The sequence below is a fragment of the Streptomyces sp. NPDC004667 genome (assembly GCF_040609475.1).
Lineage (GTDB): Bacteria > Actinomycetota > Actinomycetes > Streptomycetales > Streptomycetaceae > Streptomyces.
Genome location: NZ_JBEXKC010000001.1, coordinates 159,386 through 176,672 on the forward strand (window position 1 = coordinate 159,386; position 17,287 = coordinate 176,672).

Genomic DNA, 17,287 nt, shown 5'->3' on the forward strand with positions numbered 1-17,287 from the left:
CTCAGCCGAGCCGCAGCAGGGTGGCTCCGACGGTGCCGTCCCGGTCCAGGGCGGTGACCAGCGCGAGCCGGTCCACCAGGGCGGGCTCCGAACCGGCGTGCGCCAGGACCGCCGCCAGCTGGAAGGCGGCCGAGGCGGCGGTCGCGTCGCCGACGAGCGGGCGTACGGCGATCCGCTCGCCGCCGATCCCCTCCAGCGCGGACTCCTCCTGCTTGCCGAGCTGCCCGGGCGGGGTGCCCGGCGCGATCAGGGCGACGTCCTCGGGGCCCACGCCGGCGTCGGCGAGCACCTCGGCCACGCAGCGGGCCAGCGCGGCCCCGGCGCGTCCGCTCTCGGGGAAGGCCCGGAAGCGGGAACCGAGGACGGTGGCGAGCACCCGCCGGCCTCCCTCGCGGGCGGCCTCCCCGCTCTCCAGCAGGAACAGCGCGGCGCCCTCGCCGAGCGGGTCGGCCTCGGCCCCGCCGTGGTCGGCGACCCGCTCCAGGCGGGCCCGCTGGACGGAGAACTCCTCGGCCGCGCCGGCCAGCAGCGCGTTGGCGTGGCCGCCGCGCAGCAGCCGGGAGGCGTAGTTCAGGGCGAGCAGGCCGGTGGCCGAGCCGCCGGAGACGGTGACGTTGGGGCCCTTGAGGGTGTGCCGGATGGCGCTCTGGCCCGTCGGGCAGTTCATCACCGTGTTGGGGAACCGGGCCGGGTCGACGAGGTAGGGCTTCTCCCCCGTCAGGGCGTCCTTGGTGAAGTCCATGATGGACTGGACGCTGCCGGAGGTGCCGAGCACCAGCCCGGTCTTCTCCGGGTCGGCGGCCAGGCCCTGTCCGAAGTCCTCCAGGAGCTCGCCGACGGTGACGACGGCGATCCCCGTGGCCCGGTCCATGGAGCGGGTTCCCTTGCGGCCGAGCACGGCCTTGATGTCGAAGCCCGGGATGAGGCCCGCTTCCCCGTAGGGGACCGGCCACTGCCCGCCGTCGACGGCGGAGGTCGCCGTGGTCCCGGCCAGGAGTCCCTCGGCGAAGGACCGGCGGCCCAGGCCATACGGGGAGGTCACGGCCCAGCCCGAGATGACGAGCCGGCGCTCGCGGGGCTGCGCCGCCGCTGTGTGCGTCATGCGACTGCGCTCCTGTCTTCCCAGTGGCCGAGGACCAGTACGGCGTTGTTGCCGCCGAAGGCGAGTCCGTTGTTCTGCACGACCTTGAGGTCGGCTTCGACCGCCTCGTTCGGTACGCAGTCCACGCCGCACTCGGGGTCGGTGGTGCGGTGGTTGATGGTCGGCGGGATGAATCCCTCGCGCAGGGCGAGGGCGCAGGCCGCCGAGGCCAGGGCGCTGGCGGCGCCCATGGTGTGGCCGATCATCGACTTGATGGAGACGGTGCGCGGCAGGTCCTCGCCGAACACCTGGCGGATCGCGCCGACCTCGGTGACGTCGTTCGCCCTGGTCCCGGTGCCGTGCGCGGAGATGAAGTCCACATCGGCGGGGGTGATCCCGGCGTTGGCGTGCGCCGCGGTGATGCAGCGGGCGATCGAGTCCCGGTCGGGGGCGACCGGGTGGCTGGCGTCGCAGGACAGGCCGTAGCCGAGGACCTCGGCGTAGATCCGGGCGCCGCGGGCCAGCGCGGACTCCAGCGATTCCATGAGCAGGATGCCGGCGCCCTCGCCCGTGAGGATGCCCTGCCGGTCGGCGTCGAAGGGCCGGCACACGTCGGGGGCGATGGTGCCGAGCCGGTAGAAGCCGGTGAACGTCTTGCGGCACAGGGCGTCGGCCCCGCCGCACAGGGCCATCTCCACGTCTCCGGAGCTGATCGCGTCGTAGCCGTAGCCGACCGCGTAGTTCCCGGCGGCGCAGGCGGTGGGGACGGTGACCGTCTCCACGTCCTCCAGGCCGAGTTCGCGGACGATGCCGGCGGAGAGCCGGCCCGGCCAGACGCGGCGGGCGACCACCGGGTCGAGGGTGTCCTCGTCCCCGGCGACCTGGAGCCCGGTGAGGTGGTCCAGGTCGCGGGACTCGCCGTCGGTGGTGCCGACCGAGACCAGGGAGCGCCTGGCCCGGACGTCCGCCTCGGTGAGACCGCCGTCGGCCACCGCCATCCGGGCCCCGGCGACCGCGAACTGGGCGGCCCGGCCGAGCTCGTCGGCCGGCAGCTCGCGCAGCCAGGCCTCCGGCTCGAAGTCGGTGATCTCGCAGGCGTTGGAGTGGGCGAAGCCGGTGGTGTCGAACGCGCTGATGGGCTTGGCCCCGCTGCGTCCGGCGCGCAGGCCCTCGGCGAAGGCGTCCACGCCCGTGCCGATGCTCGTCACGACACCGAGACCCGTGATCACCACCCGGTGCCGGGCAGCGGACCGCTGCCCCGTCGCGGCCGTCTCGGTGGTCACTTGCCCTCGGCCTCCGCGATCACGGCGTAGACGCCGACCAGGTTGACCATGCGGCTGAGCTCGGACTGCTCCAGCGTGATGCCGAAGACGCGCTCCAGCGAGGCCAGGATCTCGATGGTGCGCAGGGAGTCCGCGTCGTGCTCCTCCTTGAAGAGGCTCGTCTCGGTCACCTCGTCGAGGTCGAGTTCGAGGATGTCGCAGACGATTTCCTTGATCTGCTCCTTGCGCCCGGCGTCGAGGGCGGGGATCTGGGTGGTCATCTGATGTTCCTCCAGGTGAAGGGCGGTCCGCGGCGGACCTGCCGGTGCCGTGCCGGGTGGGCTCCCGGTGGGGTGGCGGGGGTGGGGGGCTGGCGGGGCCAGCGGTGGTGCGATGCTTCGATGGTGGGAGGGGCCGCTATCAGTGGCCTATATCCACCAGGTGCGGAGTGAGGCCCGCGGAGCGGGGCTCCTTCCAGAGGTGCGAGACCTCGCCGAACTGGCGGTACACCCAGGCGTCGTCGTAGATCGTCTCCAGGTAGCGGTCGCCGCCGTCGGGCAGGACGAGCACCACGTTCGAGCCGGGGATGATGTCGGGGGCGATCCGTTCCAGTGCCGCGACGACGGCCCCGGAGGAGCCGCCGGCGAGCACCGCCTCGTCCCGGACGAGGCGCCGACAGCCGACGACGCAGTCGAGGTCGCCGACGTGGATGACCCGGTCCGCGTCCGAGGGACGCAGCAGCCGGGGCACCACCGAGGCGCCGTGGCCCGGGATGAGCCGGGTGCGGCGCTCCTGCGGGCCGAAGAGCACGCTGCCGATGGCGTCCACGGCGTTGATCGTGGTGTTCATCCCGTGCCGGCGGACGTACTCGGCGCAGCCGCCCAGGGTCCCGCTGGTGCCGGCGGCCACGATGAGCTGGTCGACGCGGCCGTCGAGGGCCTCGGCGATCTCGCGCATCGTGTTCTGGTGGGCGATGGGGTTGAGGGGGTTGGAGTACTGGTCGGGCCAGTAGGCGTCGGGCGTCACGGCGACGAGGTCGGCCACCCGGCGGAGCCGGGCCGGCAGCAGTTCGCCGGTGGCCGGATCGGGGTCGACGACGATCTCGACCTCGGCCCCGTAGGCCCGCAGGATCGCGACGTTCTGCCGGGTCGTCCTGGCGTCCACCACGCAGATGAAACGCAGTCCGAAATATCCGCAGATCTGGGCGAGCCCGATCGCGAGATTGCCGGAACTCGACTCGATCACGGTCGATTTGCCGGGTACGAGTTCCCCGGTCCTGATGCGCGCCAGCACCATGGAGAGTGCGGAGCGGTCCTTGATGCTTCCTCCGGGATTGAACCGCTCCACCTTGGCGAACACCCGCGAGCCGAGGCCCGGCAGCAAACGCTCCAGTTCGATGAGCGGAGTTCCTCCCACGGTGGAGAGGATTCCCTTCGTCCCTTCTTCGTACGGCATCTGATGCAGCCATCCTCTGCTGGGAGTTGCGGGGTGCGAATACAGCGTGATTGAGATTCGGCCAATCCGCTATATCGATGCCATACGGCCGGTTATAGGTGGCGCATAGTCGATGGCCTGAATCTCTTCCACATCGCACCACGGAAGTCCCCATGAAGACGGAAGAGAGAGTCCCTGACATGACCGGCACCGACTCGCGCATTCAGAAAGTCGTCATCCTGGGCGGCGGAACCGCCGGCTGGATGACCGCCGCCTATCTCGGCAAGGCGCTCCAGGGCACCGTGGACATCACGGTCCTGGAGGCTCCGGCGATCCCGCGGATCGGTGTCGGTGAGGCCACCGTCCCGAACCTGCACAAGGTCCTCTTCGAATACCTCGGCATCGCCGAGGAGGAGTGGATGCGGGAGTGCAACGCCAGCTTCAAGATGGCCGTCCGCTTCGTCAACTGGAGAACCGGCGGTCAGGGCGAGCCCAACGCGCGTGAGCTGGAGAACGGCGGCCCGGACCACTTCTACCACCCGTTCGGCATCCTGCCGGACAGCGACAACGTCCCGATGTCGCACTACTGGGCCAAGCGGAAGCTGGAGGGCCAGACCGAGGAGCCGTTCGACTACGCGTGCTTCCGCGAGCCCCCGGTCATGGACGCGAAGAAGTCCCCGAAGTGGCTCGACGGCACCCCGTCCACCCGCTACGCCTGGCACTTCGACGCGGCCCTGGTCGCCGACTTCCTGCGCCGCTTCGCCACCGAGAAGCAGGGCGTCCACCACGTGCAGGGCGAGATGACCCACGCGGAGAAGGACGAGCGCGGCTTCATCAAGGCCCTGCACACCAAGGACGGCCGGGTCCTGGAGGCCGACCTGTTCGTGGACTGCTCCGGCTTCCGCGGCCTGCTCATCAACCAGGCCCTCGAAGAGCCGTTCATCGACATGAGCGACCACCTGCTGTGCGACAGCGCCGTCGCCACCGCCGTTCCGCACGACGACGAGGCCAACGGCATCGAGCCGTACACCTCCGCCATCGCGATGTCCTCCGGCTGGACCTGGAAGATCCCGATGCTGGGCCGTTTCGGCTCCGGCTACGTCTACTCCAGCAGGTTCACGACCAAGGAGGAGGCGACCAAGGAATTCAGCGCGCTGTGGGGCCTCGACCCGGAGACGACGAAGTTCAACCACGTGAAGTTCCGGGTGGGCCGCAACCGCCGCGCCTGGGTGAACAACGTGGTGAGCATCGGCCTTTCCTCCGCGTTCCTGGAGCCGCTGGAATCGACCGGGATCTACTTCATCACCGCGGCCATCTACCAGCTGGCCAAGCACTTCCCGGACCGCACCTTCAACCCGGAACTGGCCAACAGCTTCAACCACGAGATCGAGGTGATGTTCGACGACACCCGCGACTTCATCCAGGCGCACTTCTACTACGCGCCGCGCAATGACACGCCGTTCTGGCGGGCGAACAAGGAACTCACGCTGCCGAAGAACATCCAGGAGAAGATCTCCGCGTACAAGGCCGGCCTGGCGATCAACTCCCCGATCGCCGACGAGTCCACGTACTACGGGAACTTCGAGGCGGAATTCCGGAACTTCTGGACCAACGGCAGCTACTACTGCGTCTTCGCGGGCCTCGGCCTCGAACCGGACGCCCCCCTGCCGATCCTCGCGCACAAGCCCGATTCCGTGGCGGGCGCCGAGGCCATGTTCGGCAAGGTCAAGCAGGAGCAGGACCACCTCCTCGACACGCTGCCGAGCACCTACGACTACCTGCGCAAGCTGCACGGCTAGTCCGCGGTCCCTCCCTTCCGGTGCGCAGGCCCGGAGCCGGCTCCTCCCTCCGGCTTCCGGGCCCGCGCCGCACCCCGATCCCCAGGAGCCCCACAGATGTCCCGTACCTCCCAGCCCTCCCCGTCCCTGCGCGCCGATCGGTCCGACGGCGCGGCCGAAGCCGACATCCGCCCCCTGATGTCGGCGTTCCCGTCCGGTGTCTCGGTGATCACCACGATCGGTACGGATTCCGAGCCGCGCGGTATGACCTGCAGCTCCCTCGCCAGCGTGGCCCTCTCCCCGCCCACCGTCGTGCTGTGCCTGCGCACGCAGAGCCCGACCGTCCAGGCGGTGCTGGAGACCGGCCAGGTGGCCGTCAACCTGCTCCACGAGAACGCCCGTCCCGTCTCCGACCTGTTCGCCTCGGGCGCCCCGGACCGCTTCGCCCGGACCGAGTGGCGGCTCCCGCTGGGGGCCGGCGGCCCGCACCTGGCGGCGGCCTCGCACGCCGTCGCCGACGGGGAGGTGGTCAAGGCCGTCGAGTTCGGCGACCACACCGCGGTGTTCGTCCGGGTCACCCGGGTCTCGTTGCACGACGGGGAGCAGCCCCTGCTGTACGGCAAGCGCAGGTACGCCCGCTGGACCGATGCCACCGCCGTGCCCGGCCCACCCGCCGCGGCCCCACCCCTGCCGGCGATACCCGGCCCCGCCTCCGCGGCCCCGTCGGTCACCTCGGCAGCGTCGGTTGCGTCGGCCCCGTCGGCCCCGTCGGCAGCCTCGCCCGCCCCGGCCGTGAAGGAGACCGCCCGTGTCCGCCCGTGACCCGCTCCCCGATCTGCTGATCGCGATCCCTGCGGTCATCATCGCGTGCAAGGCCGGCGCGATGCTCTTCCGCCGCCTCGGTCAGCCTCCGGTGGTCGGTGAGATCGCCGTCGGCATCCTGCTCGGCCCCTCGCTCCTCGGCTGGCTGTGGCCCTCTGCCCAGACATGGCTGTTCCCCGGGACGGTCCTGCCGTTCACCGGGGCGTTCGGAAATCTGGGTCTGCTGGCGTTCATGTTCCTGGTGGGCCTGGAGCTGAACCTCTCCGCCCTGCGCGGGCACAGCCGTACCGCCATCGCGGTCAGCCAGGCGAGCATCGCGCTCCCGCTGGTCCTCGGCTCCGGGCTGGCCCTGCTGATGTTCGACACGCTGGCCCCCAAGGGGGTCTCCAAGATCGCGTTCGTCCTGTTCATCGCGGTGTCCATGAGCATCACCGCGTTCCCGGTGCTGGCCCGGATCCTGACCGACCGGGGGCTCTACAACACCCGGATCGGCGCCCTCGCCATGGCCTGCGCGGCGGTGGACGACGTGACCGCCTGGTGCCTGCTGGCCGCGGTGGTCGCCGTCAGCACCAGCAGCTCCCCGATCGAGGCGGCCACCACGGCGGCCCTGGCGGCCCTGTTCCTGGCCTTCATGATCTACGCGGTCCGGCCGCTCCTGGCCAAGTGGGCCGTGCGGGCCGCCCGTACGGTGGACTCCGTCGTGCTGGTCGTGCTGTTCAGCGGGCTGTGCCTGTCGGCCTTCGCCACCGACAAGATCGGCGTGCACGCGCTGTTCGGCGCCTTCGTCTTCGGGGTGATCACCCCGCGCGGCTCCCGGGTGATCGAGCTGTGCGCGGCCCGGCTGCGGGCCTTCACCATCCCGATCCTGCTGCCGCTGTTCTTCGTCAACACCGGTCTGCGCACCGATGTGGGGCTGGTGGTCGCCGACCCGATGATGTGGGTGTGGGCCCTGGCCATCATGGTCGTCGCCTTCCTCGGCAAGTGGGGCGGCAGCACCTCCGCGGCGCGGGCCACCGGCCAGTCCTGGCGGGACGCCATGTCGATCGGCGCCCTGATGAACTGCCGCGGCCTGACCGAGCTGGTGGTGCTGAACCTGGGGCTGGAGCTGGGGGTGATCGGGCCGGACCTGTTCACCATGCTGGTCCTGATGGCCCTGCTCACCACGGCGGTCACCTCTCCCGCGCTGTCCTGGATCCGCCGTAAGGTGCCGCGGGGCACGGAGGCCGACGACGTGGCCGACGGTCCGCTGGCCCACGATCCGGTGCAGTTGCCGGCCAAGGCCGCCGCGGCCTCCTGAGGCCTCGTCCCCCACCGGGACCCGCTCCCGGACCCTCAGCCCGACCCGCCGTGCGGCCGTACCGTCCCCCTCCCAGGGACCGGTACGGCCGCACGGCCGCGGTGCGCGCGTCATGCCCGTCCTACGTGTCCACCGCTCACCGCCCCGCCGTGGCGAGCGGTGCCCCGGCGTGTCCGGCGGCGGCCCGCACCCAGCGGTCCAGCACCGCTTCCGCGGCCCCCGAGTCGAGGGCGCCCGCCGCCACGGCGACGGCCTCCCGCAGCCGCTCGGTGACCCCGCGCCCGCGCGCCGGCTCGGCGGCGGCCAGCGCGGCCCCCGCCGAGAGCAGCACCGCGTCGCGGACCGGGCCGCGCTCCCCGCCGGCGAACAGCCGTCGGGCCACCGCCGCGTTGTGCGCGGCGTCGGCGCCGCGCAGGGCGTCGGCCGGGGCGAACGCGATGCCGAGGTCGCGGGGGTCGAAGGATTCCTCCCGGACCCTTCCCCCCTCGACGCTCAGCACCGTCGAGGTGCTGCTGACGCTGAGCTCGTCGAGCCCGTCGTCCCCGCGGAACACCAGGGCGCTGGTGCCCCTGCGGGCCAGTACCCCCGCGATGAGCGGGAGCAGCCGCGCGTCGGCCACACCCACCGCCTGGGCGGTCGGCCGGGCCGGGTTGGTCAGCGGCCCGAGCGCGTTGAAGAAGGTGGGGATCCCCAGCTGCCTGCGCACCGGCGAGGCGTGCCGCATGGAGGGGTGGAAGTCGGGGGCGAAGCAGAAGGTGATCCCCGCCTCCTCCACCAGCGCCGCGACCCGGGCCGGCGGCAGGCGCAGGGTGACCCCGAGCGCCTCCAGTACGTCCGCCGAGCCGGAGGCCGAACTCGAAGCCCGGTTGCCGTGCTTGACCACCCGGGCCCCGGCGCCGGCGGCGACGATCGCCGACATGGTGGAGATGTTCACCGTGCGGGCGCCGTCGCCGCCCGTGCCGACCACGTCGACCGTGGCGCCCGGTACGTCGAGGGTCACCGCGTGGTCGAGCAGGGCGCGTACCAGGCCCTCCAGTTCGCCGACCGTCTCCCCCTTGCCGCGCAGGGCGACCAGGAAGCCGGCGAGCTGGGCGTCGGTGGCCTCACCGCGCATGACCTGGTGCATGGCCCAGCCGGTGTCGGCGGTGGTCAGGTCCCGGCCGGCGAGGAGGGTCTCCAGCAGGGCGGGCCAGTTGCGCGCCTCTCGGCCGGGTTCGGGTCTGGCGGTGGTCACTTGGTCTCCCTCTGGGATGGTCGGGTGTGACGGCTCAGTTCCACTCGCCCCAGTTGGTGGTCGCCGTCGGCGAGGGGGAAGCGTTCACCGGCGCCGCCGGGGGCTGCATGGTGGTGTCTGCTGCGACGCTCGCGTCGGCGGCGGAGCCCTCACTCGCGATCTGAACCCCGCCGGCGATCGCCACCGCCGCGATGATCGCGATGGTGATGCGCTTGACCTGGGTGCGCCACATGCTCTGCATTTCTGTTCTCTCCCCCGTTGGACTTCTGCTTGAGCTCCGGTCTGTTCCGGTGAGAAGAACACTAGGAAGAGGCGGCTTCGAGCTGATATCGCTGTGTCTTCCAGGGCCACACAATTTCGATAAGGACGATATACCTGCTGGTCAGAGGGGGTCCCGAGACCGATATCGGTCTCGGAAACCCCCCTTGACGATCCCTCGGGAGCCGCTTGAGGGCCGTTCGGGAGATGGTCGGGAACGGTCCGCGATAACGACCCGAAGCGGAGTTCAGCGTTCCCTGTACATTTCGGCCACCAGGAAGGCCAGATCCAGCGACTGGGTGCGGTTCAGCCGGGGATCACAAGTGGATTCATAGCGTTCGCACAGCTCGTCCAGGCTCACTTCCTCACCGCCGCCCACGCATTCGGTGACGTCGCCCCCGGTGAACTCCAGGTGCACGCCCCCGGGATGCGTCCCGAGCTCGCGGTGGACCTCGAAGAAGCCCTTCACCTCGTCGACGATGTCGTCGAAGCGGCGGGTCTTGAGGCCCGACGGGGCCTCGAAGGTGTTGCCGTGCATGGGATCGCTGACCCATGCCACCGGCGCCCCCTCCGCGGCCGTCTTCTCCACCAGGACGGGCAGCCGCTCGCGGACCTGCCCGGCGCCCATGCGGACGATGAACGTGAGCCGGCCTGGCTCCCGTTCGGGGTCGAGCCGGTCGATCAGCCGCAGCACCGTGTCGGAGTCGGTGGTCGGGCCGAGCTTCACCGCGATCGGGTTGGCGATCCGCGAGAAGAACTCCACGTGGGCCCCGTCCAGGTCCCGGGTGCGTTCCCCGATCCACAGCATGTGGCCGCTGCCCGAGTAGCGCCGCCCGGTCGTCGGGTCCTCGCGGACCAGTGGTTCCTCGTACTCCAGCAGCAGTCCCTCGTGGCTGACGTAGAACTCCACGGCGTGCTGGATGCGTTCGTCGGCCCCGCAGGCCCGCATGAAGTTGAGGGCCTGGTCGATCTGCGTGGCCAGGGCCGAGTACCGCTCGCCGACCGGCGAGCGGGCCACGAAGTCCTGGTTCCAGGCGTGCGCCTGGCGCAGGTCCGCGTAGCCGCCGGTGGTGAAGGCCCGCACGAGGTTCAGCGTGCCGGAGGCCGCCTGGTGCATCCGCAGCAGCCGGCCGGGGTCCGGTTCGCGCTCGCCCGGTTCGAAGGGGAAGCCGTTGACGGCGTCGCCCCGGTAGGCGGGCAGGGTCACCCCGTCGCGGGTCTCGGTGGGCTTGGAGCGGGGTTTGGCGTACTGGCCCGCCATCCGCCCGATCTTCACGACCGGCACGGAGGCGGCGTACTGCAGGACGAGCGCCATCTGGAGCAGGGTGCGCACCTTGCGGCGTACGGAGTCCTCCCGCACGTCCGCGAAGGTCTCGGCGCAGTCCCCGCCCTGGAGCAGGAAGGCCTCACCCCGGGCGACGGCGCCGAGGCGCGCCTTCAGCTGCTCGCACTCGGCCGCGACGACGAGCGGAACGCTGTCGCGCAGTTGCGCCCGTACGGCCTCCAGGGCCGCCTTGTCGGGCCACTCGGGCTGTTGTGCGGCGGGCAGGGCCCGCCAGGAATCCACGTGCTCCACGACATGCTCCTTCGTCACCCGGTGAGGGCGTCTGCGGGCTGGGTCCGTGCGGTGGTGAGGAAGTTCTCCAGGAGGCGCATGCCGCCGACCGTGGTGATCGACTCGGGGTGGAACTGCACCCCTTCGACGGCGAGGGTCCGGTGGCGCAGTCCCATCACGTAGCCGTCGTCCACGGCGTGCGCGGTGGCGAGCAGCTCCTGCGGCAGGGGTTCGGCGACGATGAGCGAGTGGTAGCGGGTGGCGGTCATGGGGGCGTCGAGCCCGGTGAAGACCCCGGCGCCGTCGTGGGCGACCTCGCTGGTCTTTCCGTGCTTGAGCCGGTCGGCCACGCGCACCCCGCCGCCGTAGGCCAGGCCGATGGCCTGGTGGCCGAGGCAGATGCCGAGCAGCGGCACCCGTCCGGCGAAGCGGTGCACCAGCTCGACGTGGCCCGACTCGGCGGGGTGTCCCGGGCCGGGGCCCAGGACCACGGCGTCCGGCAGCCGGGCGGCGAGCTCGTCCGGGCTCTGGGTGCGGGAGCGCACGACCTCGGTGGTGGCGCCGAGGGTGCGCAGGTACTGGTCGATGATGTGGGTGAAACTGTCGTACGCGTCGACGAGCAGGACCTTCACGGGAGCAGCTCCTCACCGGTGAGCGCCCAGTAGGCCGCCCCCATCTTGTGCAGGGTCTCGCGCCACTCGGCGGCGGGCGAGGAGTCCGCGACGATGCCGGCGCAGCTCTGGGTGGAGTACGTCGCCCCGTCGTGGGTGACCGTACGGATGCACAGCGCCAGCCGGGACCAGCCGCGGATGTCGACCAGGCCGACGGCTCCCGCGTACATGCCCCGGGAATCGCTCTCCAGTTCGGAGATGATCTCCATGGCGCGGATCTTGGGAGCTCCGGTGACGGTCCCGGCGGGGAAGGTCGCGGCCAGCGCGGACCAGGTGTCCTCCCCCGGGGCGAGCAGGCCCTCGACCGTGGAGACCAGGTGGAAGACGTGCGAGAACGTCTCGACCGTCATGACCTCGCGGGCGTCCAGGGTGCCGGCCAGGCTGACGCGGCCGATGTCGTTGCGGCACAGGTCGACCAGCATCACGTGCTCGGCCCGCTCCTTCTCGCTGGCGAGCAGGGCCTCGATCCGGGGCCCGTCGACCGCCGGGTCCCCGCTGCGCGGGGTGGTCCCGGCGATGGGGCGCATGACGATCCGGTCGCCCTCGGTGCGGAAGAGCACCTCGGGGCTGGCGCCGATCAGCGTGGAGCCGTCGCGGGGGACGAGGTACATGTACGGGGAGGGGTTGCGCGCGCGCAGCCGGCGGTAGACGTCCGCGGGGGTCAGCGCGGTGTCGACCTCGATGCGGTGGCCGATCTGGATCTGGTAGATGTCGCCGACGCCGATGTGGCGCAGGCAGCGTTCGACGTTTCCCAGGAAGGCGGCCTCGTCCGTGCTGTCGCGGACGGCCAGGGGGGCGGGGGCCTCGGGGGCCCGGCCGGCGGGCTCGGCCATACCGGCCGTCAGCCGTTCGACGATACCGGCGAGGTCGGTACGCGCGGCGGGGCCTCCGTCGGGGCCGAAGGCCTCGCTCCGGGCCGCCAGCCGGACGGCGGTGCCGGCGTCCAGGTCGTACCAGACGGTGTCCTGGAACAGGGTCAGGACGAGGTCGGGGGTGCCGTCGGCGACTCCTTGCCGGTCGGGCAGCTCCTCCATGTACCAGGCGGCGCCGTAGCCGATGGTGGCGAGGAAGCCGAAGGCGTACTCGGGGCGGGTGCTGTCGACGTCGAAGGAGGCCTGTACGGCCCGCAGTACGTCCCAGACCTGTCCGGGCCGCTCGAACAGCCGGTCTCCGCCGGGGCCTTCGGCCAGCCCGAGCCGGTCGGCGACCGCGGACAGTTCGGCCAGGACGGGGGCCACCCCGACGGCGGAGATCCGCCCCGGGTGGATCCGCAGCTCGGCGAGCCGGCCGAAGCCGACGACGGCCGAGTTCCCGTCGAACTCGGGGCTCTCCAGGGACTCCAGGAGGAACACGTCCTCCCCGAACCGGGCGCGCAGCGCCTCGTAGAGCTCCATGGGCGGGTGCGGGTCGAGGGCGCTCTCCTCGATCCGGACGGGGAGGGGGCGACGGCCGTGGTCGGCCGGTGCCCGAGTGGTGGTGTCGAGCAGTGTGGTCACCGGTTCGCTTTCCTCGGGTGGCTCGGGGCCGTGATGGGGGCGGCCGTGGGGGATTTCGGGGGGGGCGGGACGCCTCAGCCGTAGCGGCGCATCTCGTGGAAGAAGTCCTCGACGACCGCGAGGCCGCCGCGGCCCCGGAGGGTGTCGTAGATGTGCCGGCCGACCGCGAGGTCGAGCACGCCGAGGCCGAAGGGGGAGAAGAAGACGGGCCTGTCCTCGGGGACGGAGAGCTTCCCGGAGAGCACGTCGTAGAGGGTGCCGTCGACGAACTCGCGGCTGCCGGTGAGCTGTTCGGCCAGGTGGGGGGAGGTGTCGGCCTTGAGGCAGTGCTCGATGTCGTCGACGACGTTGAAGCCGGAGAGGATCACCTCGGGCGACAGGTCGCGCAGGGAGACGTGCAGCACGAGCGGGTTGTGCCCGAACCACCGCGGGTCGGTGACGTGGGGGGTGCCCGCCACGGTCGCGAAGACGACCAGGTCGCTCTCGCGGATCAGCTTCTCGGCGCTGTCGTGGACGGTGACCGGGCCCGGCTCGCCGGAACGGGTGAGGTAGTCGGCGAAGCCCTCGGCGTGCTCGGTGGACAGGTCGTGCACACCGATCTCGTCGAACTCCCAGCCCGTGCCCGCCAGGTACTGGTGGATGAAGCGGGCGATCAGGCCGACGCCGAAGAAGCCGATCCGGCGCGGGCGGCGGCCGGCCGGGCTGAGCCGGTCGGCCGCCAGCGCGGCGGAGGCGGCGGTGCGGGCCGCGCTGATGATCGAGGATTCCAGGCAGGCGATCGGGTAGCCGGTCTGCGGGTCGTTGAGGATCAGTACGGCGGAGGCGCGCGGAATTCCGGCCGCCACATTCTCGGGGAAGCTGGAAATCCACTTCACTCCGTCGACCGGCGCCTCTCCCCCGATCGAAGCCGGAAGCGCGATGATCCGCGAGGTCGGCCGGTCGGGAAAGCGCAGGAAATAGGACGGCGGATTCACCGTCCCGCCCTCGCCGTGCACCCGATATGCGGATTCGATCAATCCGACCAGTTCGGGCGCACGGCCGTCGAGGACTTCGTGCACCTGGGCGCCGGGGATCACGGCGAATGAGGGCGCGCCGGTCGTACGTGACATCGCAGACTCCACAGCTCGGCAGTTTTCTCGTCTGCGATGACGCTAGGGATCCGTTTTATCGCCGGGTTATTGACCGGTTACGGGCTCCTCACACACCGCCGTTCAGGGCTGCGGAAGGCACCCGCTCCAGAGCGCGGGCCGCCTTCTCCTCCCACGGAGGTGCTCCGGTGCGCTGGAAGATGGCGAGCGCACCGGTCAGCTGTGCCGTCGCCTCGTCCTCACGCCCACTCCCGAGGTAGGCCTCGCCCAGCGCCAGCCGGATCTGGCCCTCGATCATCGGGCTGCCCGTGCGGAGCGCATTGTCCAGCGCCTCCAGGAAGGTCGCCAGGGCCGACTCGCCATCGCCGGCCGCGTGCCGGGTCTGCGCGAGCCCGAGCAGGCCATACGAAAGTCCCAGCAGATCGGACCGCTCCTGGACGAGGTCCACCACCCGGGCGAACTGCGCCTCTGCCTCGTCCAGCTGGCCCAGCTCCAGATGAGCGCTCGCCAGCTGATGTGTGGCGATAGCGATGTTGCGCGCCGCCTTGCCCCCGATACTCTCACTCACCCGGACCGAGTCCCGGCTGAGCCGTATTGCCGTCTCCGGCTCTCCCTGATCGCGCGCGAACTGGGCCATGAGGTTGAGTACGTAGGCCTCGGAAGGCCGGTCCCCCGCAGCCCGGAACACCGGCAGGGCCTCCCGCAGACGGGCCATCCCCCGCTCGTGCTGCCCCCGGATCCGGTCGATGACCGCGAGGTTGCCCAGCACCAGCGACCGACCGACCTCGTCACCCGCCCGTGTGTAGAGCTCCAGGGACACCTCGTGCCGTGCGGCCGACTCGGTCAGGTTGCGCAGTCGCAGGTCCACGGTGGCGAGCTGCTGTTCCATTGCCGCCTGCCCGCGGATGTTGCCCGCACTGCGGGTCGCCTCCAGGGCGTGCCGGCCGCACGTGCGCCAGTCCTCCACATAGTTGCGCGACTCGAAGAACACCTCCATCGACATGACGAGGTCCCAGGCGACCTCGTCCATGCCCATCCGGGCGGTTTGTTCGACGACGGCAACCAGCGACAGACGCTCCGCCTCGTACCACTCCAGGGGAGCCGCGAGCAGTTCCTCCAGCAGGACCACGTCGATCTCCCGTCGAGAGACCGCGCTGTGCACGATGCTGAAGTCCCCGCCGTACTCACGGCGGTGCGCCTGCTCGGCGATGGTCAGACAGGTCCGGAACACCCGGTCACACGCTGCCAGCCGGTCCTCCTCGCTCTCCTCCTCCCGCGCCAGCTCCTCCGCGTACAGCCGCATCAGGTTCTGGAAGCGGTAGCGCAGCTGCCCGGTGGCGTCGACGCCGACGACCTCCAGGAACTGGGCGTCCACGAGGTGCTCTATCAGCCGCTCCGCGTCCATGACGTCCTGGTCCATCAGCGCGGCCCCGACCCACGCCGTGAAATCGGGTACGCCGAGCAGCCCGAGGTAGCGGTAGAGCCGGGCCGCGTCCTTGTGCAGGTAGCGGTAGCTCAGCTCGAAGCTCGCCCGGATCTGGGACTCGCCCTGGCTGAGCTCGTCCAGTCGACGCCGCCCGTCGTTGAGCCGGGTGACCAGGTGCCGCACCGACCAGTGCGGCTTGGACGCCAGCCGGGCCGCGGCGATGCGCAGGGCCAGGGGCAGCCGGTCGCACAGCTCGACCAGCCGGGCCGAGTCCGCGGGCGCGGCCATGATCCGGGCCTCCCCGACGATGCGGCCGAGCAGCTCGACCGACTCGTCCTCGGGCAGCACCCCGAGGTGGACGCGGGCGCGCGGGGGCCAGGTCACCAGCTGTTCCAGTTGCTCCCGGCTCGTGACCAGGACGGTGCAGCCACCGCTTCCCGGCAGCAGGGGCCGGATCTGCGCGAACGTGCGTACGTTGTCGAGCACGAGCAGTACCCGGCGTTCGGCCAGCACGCTGCGGTACAGCGCGATCCGGTCCTCCAGCCCGTTGGGCACGTCCTCGCTCTCCACCCCGAGGGAGCGCAGGAAACGGCTCAGTATGTCCCCGGCGGTGGTGGGGGCGTGGTGCTCGTCATATCCGCGGAGATCGGCGAACAGCCGTCCGTCCGGGTACTGTTCGGTAACCCGGTGCGCCCAGCGGACGGCGAGGCCGGTCTTGCCCACGCCCGCGACGCCCGTGATCAGTCCGACGGTGGGCGCGCGGCCGCTCTCGCCCTGCCCTTCCACCAGGGCGTCGAGGTCCGTGAGTTCCTCCCTGCGGCCGGCGAAGCCCGGTACGTCGGGGGGCAGTTCGGAGGGCACGACGCGGTTGCGTGCTCCTAAGGCGTCGCCCGTCGCGTCGGCGGCGGCCGTGGCGGGCGCCTCGTACGCCAGGGACGGGTCGTCGCGCAGGATCGCGTCGTGCAGCTCCTGGAGCTCGGGACCCGGATCCATGCCCAGTTCGTCGATGAACTGGCGCCTCGCCTCCCGGAAGCTCTCCATGGCCTCGGCCCGCCGCCCGGATCTGTACTGGGCGAGGATGAAGTGGTAGCGGGTGCGCTCGCGCAGCGGGTGTTCCCGTACGGTCGCGGCCAGCTCCGGGAGCAGCAGCTGGTGCCGGCCGAGCTCCAGCTGGACGCTGGTCATCGCCTCGTAGGCGTTGATCCGGACTTCCTCCCAGCGGGCCGCCTCGTCCTCGACGAGCTGTCCGGTGACCCCGGCGAGCGCCGGTCCGCGCCACAGGGCGAGGGCCTCGGCGTAGCAGCGCGCCGCGTCGGCCGGACGCACGTCGCGGACGGCGGTCTCGGCCTCGGCGACCAGCCCGGTGAAGGTGACCGTGTCCAGCGCGTGCCCCTCCGCACGCAGCAGGTAGCCGGGGTGCGCGGTGACGATGACTTCCTCGGTCACACCCTCGGCCTTGATGGCCTTGCGCAGGGCGGCGATGACGATGGCCACCTGCGTCCGCGCGGTGGCAGGAGGCCTGCCGTTCCACACTACATCGACAAGTGTGTCAACTGGCACAATCCGCCCAGGACTCAGGAGCAGAAGGGCCAGAATCGTACGTTGCCGGGCACCCCCTACCAGAATCGGCCGCTCCCCCACGGTGGCCATAAGTGGACCAAGAATTCTGAAACTGAGCCGCTCACCCAATGGATCTCCCCCCGTCACTGACCGGGCCCGGCCAGCGGGAGCAGCCTACCTGTCTGCCGCTGACAGAAAAGGTGCCCGACGTAAGCCAAGTGACTGGTGAGACACCCTGACCGAAAGCTGATCGGTCATCTCGGGATTGGCTGAAATTAACCCGTTGAAGCCCTCTCGACATCTGTGCTCAGGGGACAACTTCAAG

Annotated in this window: 14 protein-coding genes; 3 read left to right on the plus strand and 11 right to left on the minus strand. The window is 71.1% G+C overall.

Annotated elements, in window-relative coordinates; translation table 11 throughout:
• Position 1 precedes the first annotated feature (1 nt).
• The 4 genes from ABZW32_RS00620 to sbnA all read right to left on the minus strand — a co-directional run bounded on the left by ABZW32_RS00620 (position 2) and on the right by sbnA (position 3,798).
• A complete protein-coding gene (locus ABZW32_RS00620) occupies positions 2-1,102 on the minus strand; it encodes a beta-ketoacyl synthase N-terminal-like domain-containing protein (protein ID WP_356209296.1) in 1,101 nt (366 codons plus the stop codon).
• Positions 1,099-2,364 (minus strand): beta-ketoacyl-[acyl-carrier-protein] synthase family protein, encoded by a 1,266-nt coding sequence (locus ABZW32_RS00625; RefSeq protein ID WP_356209299.1) that lies wholly within the window; start codon positions 2,362-2,364, stop codon positions 1,099-1,101. The genes ABZW32_RS00620 and ABZW32_RS00625 overlap by 4 nt, the downstream gene beginning before the upstream one ends.
• Complete coding sequence (locus ABZW32_RS00630; protein WP_280914146.1) at positions 2,361-2,624, minus strand: acyl carrier protein; 264 nt, start codon at positions 2,622-2,624, stop codon at positions 2,361-2,363. Before ABZW32_RS00630 ends, ABZW32_RS00625 begins: the two co-directional genes overlap by 4 nt.
• A 139-nt stretch (positions 2,625-2,763) precedes the next feature.
• The gene (gene sbnA, locus ABZW32_RS00635) at positions 2,764-3,798 is read right to left on the minus strand and encodes a 2,3-diaminopropionate biosynthesis protein SbnA (RefSeq protein ID WP_356209302.1); all 1,035 of its coding nucleotides are present in this window, start codon (positions 3,796-3,798) and stop codon (positions 2,764-2,766) included.
• 179 nt (positions 3,799-3,977) lie between these two features.
• Here sbnA and ABZW32_RS00640 point away from each other — a divergent pair, with 179 nt between their 5' ends.
• From ABZW32_RS00640 to ABZW32_RS00650, 3 genes are all read left to right on the plus strand, one after another.
• The gene (locus ABZW32_RS00640) at positions 3,978-5,576 is read left to right on the plus strand and encodes a tryptophan halogenase family protein (protein WP_356209304.1); all 1,599 of its coding nucleotides are present in this window, start codon (positions 3,978-3,980) and stop codon (positions 5,574-5,576) included.
• Positions 5,577-5,672: 96 nt separating this feature from the next.
• Positions 5,673-6,377: a flavin reductase family protein gene (locus tag ABZW32_RS00645; RefSeq protein WP_356209306.1), complete on the plus strand. Its 705-nt coding sequence runs from the start codon at positions 5,673-5,675 to the stop codon at positions 6,375-6,377.
• Positions 6,364-7,674, plus strand: coding sequence for a cation:proton antiporter (locus ABZW32_RS00650; protein ID WP_356209308.1), 1,311 nt, complete (start codon positions 6,364-6,366; stop codon positions 7,672-7,674). Before ABZW32_RS00645 ends, ABZW32_RS00650 begins: the two co-directional genes overlap by 14 nt.
• A gap of 136 nt (positions 7,675-7,810) precedes the next feature.
• Here the strand turns inward: ABZW32_RS00650 and trpD are convergent, their stop codons facing one another.
• The 7 genes from trpD to ABZW32_RS00685 form a co-directional block, all read right to left on the minus strand.
• Complete coding sequence (gene trpD, locus ABZW32_RS00655) at positions 7,811-8,908, minus strand: anthranilate phosphoribosyltransferase (RefSeq protein WP_356209311.1); 1,098 nt, start codon at positions 8,906-8,908, stop codon at positions 7,811-7,813.
• Between the two features lie 34 nt (positions 8,909-8,942).
• The gene (locus tag ABZW32_RS00660; RefSeq protein WP_356209313.1) at positions 8,943-9,149 is read right to left on the minus strand and encodes a hypothetical protein; all 207 of its coding nucleotides are present in this window, start codon (positions 9,147-9,149) and stop codon (positions 8,943-8,945) included.
• A 264-nt stretch (positions 9,150-9,413) separates the two neighbouring features.
• Positions 9,414-10,733 carry a class II 3-deoxy-7-phosphoheptulonate synthase gene (locus ABZW32_RS00665; protein ID WP_356209539.1) on the minus strand — a complete coding sequence of 440 codons (1,320 nt, stop codon included), beginning with the start codon at positions 10,731-10,733 and terminating at the stop codon, positions 9,414-9,416.
• 23 nt (positions 10,734-10,756) lie between these two features.
• Positions 10,757-11,353 carry an aminodeoxychorismate/anthranilate synthase component II gene (locus ABZW32_RS00670; protein ID WP_356209316.1) on the minus strand — a complete coding sequence of 199 codons (597 nt, stop codon included), beginning with the start codon at positions 11,351-11,353 and terminating at the stop codon, positions 10,757-10,759.
• Positions 11,350-12,888 (minus strand): anthranilate synthase component I family protein, encoded by a 1,539-nt coding sequence (locus ABZW32_RS00675; protein ID WP_356209319.1) that lies wholly within the window; start codon positions 12,886-12,888, stop codon positions 11,350-11,352. Before ABZW32_RS00675 ends, ABZW32_RS00670 begins: the two co-directional genes overlap by 4 nt.
• A 74-nt stretch (positions 12,889-12,962) precedes the next feature.
• Positions 12,963-13,997 (minus strand): 2,3-diaminopropionate biosynthesis protein SbnB, encoded by a 1,035-nt coding sequence (gene sbnB, locus ABZW32_RS00680; RefSeq protein ID WP_356209322.1) that lies wholly within the window; start codon positions 13,995-13,997, stop codon positions 12,963-12,965.
• 88 nt (positions 13,998-14,085) lie between these two features.
• Positions 14,086-17,052 (minus strand): BTAD domain-containing putative transcriptional regulator, encoded by a 2,967-nt coding sequence (locus tag ABZW32_RS00685; RefSeq protein ID WP_356209324.1) that lies wholly within the window; start codon positions 17,050-17,052, stop codon positions 14,086-14,088.
• Between the last annotated feature and the right edge of the window lie 235 nt (positions 17,053-17,287).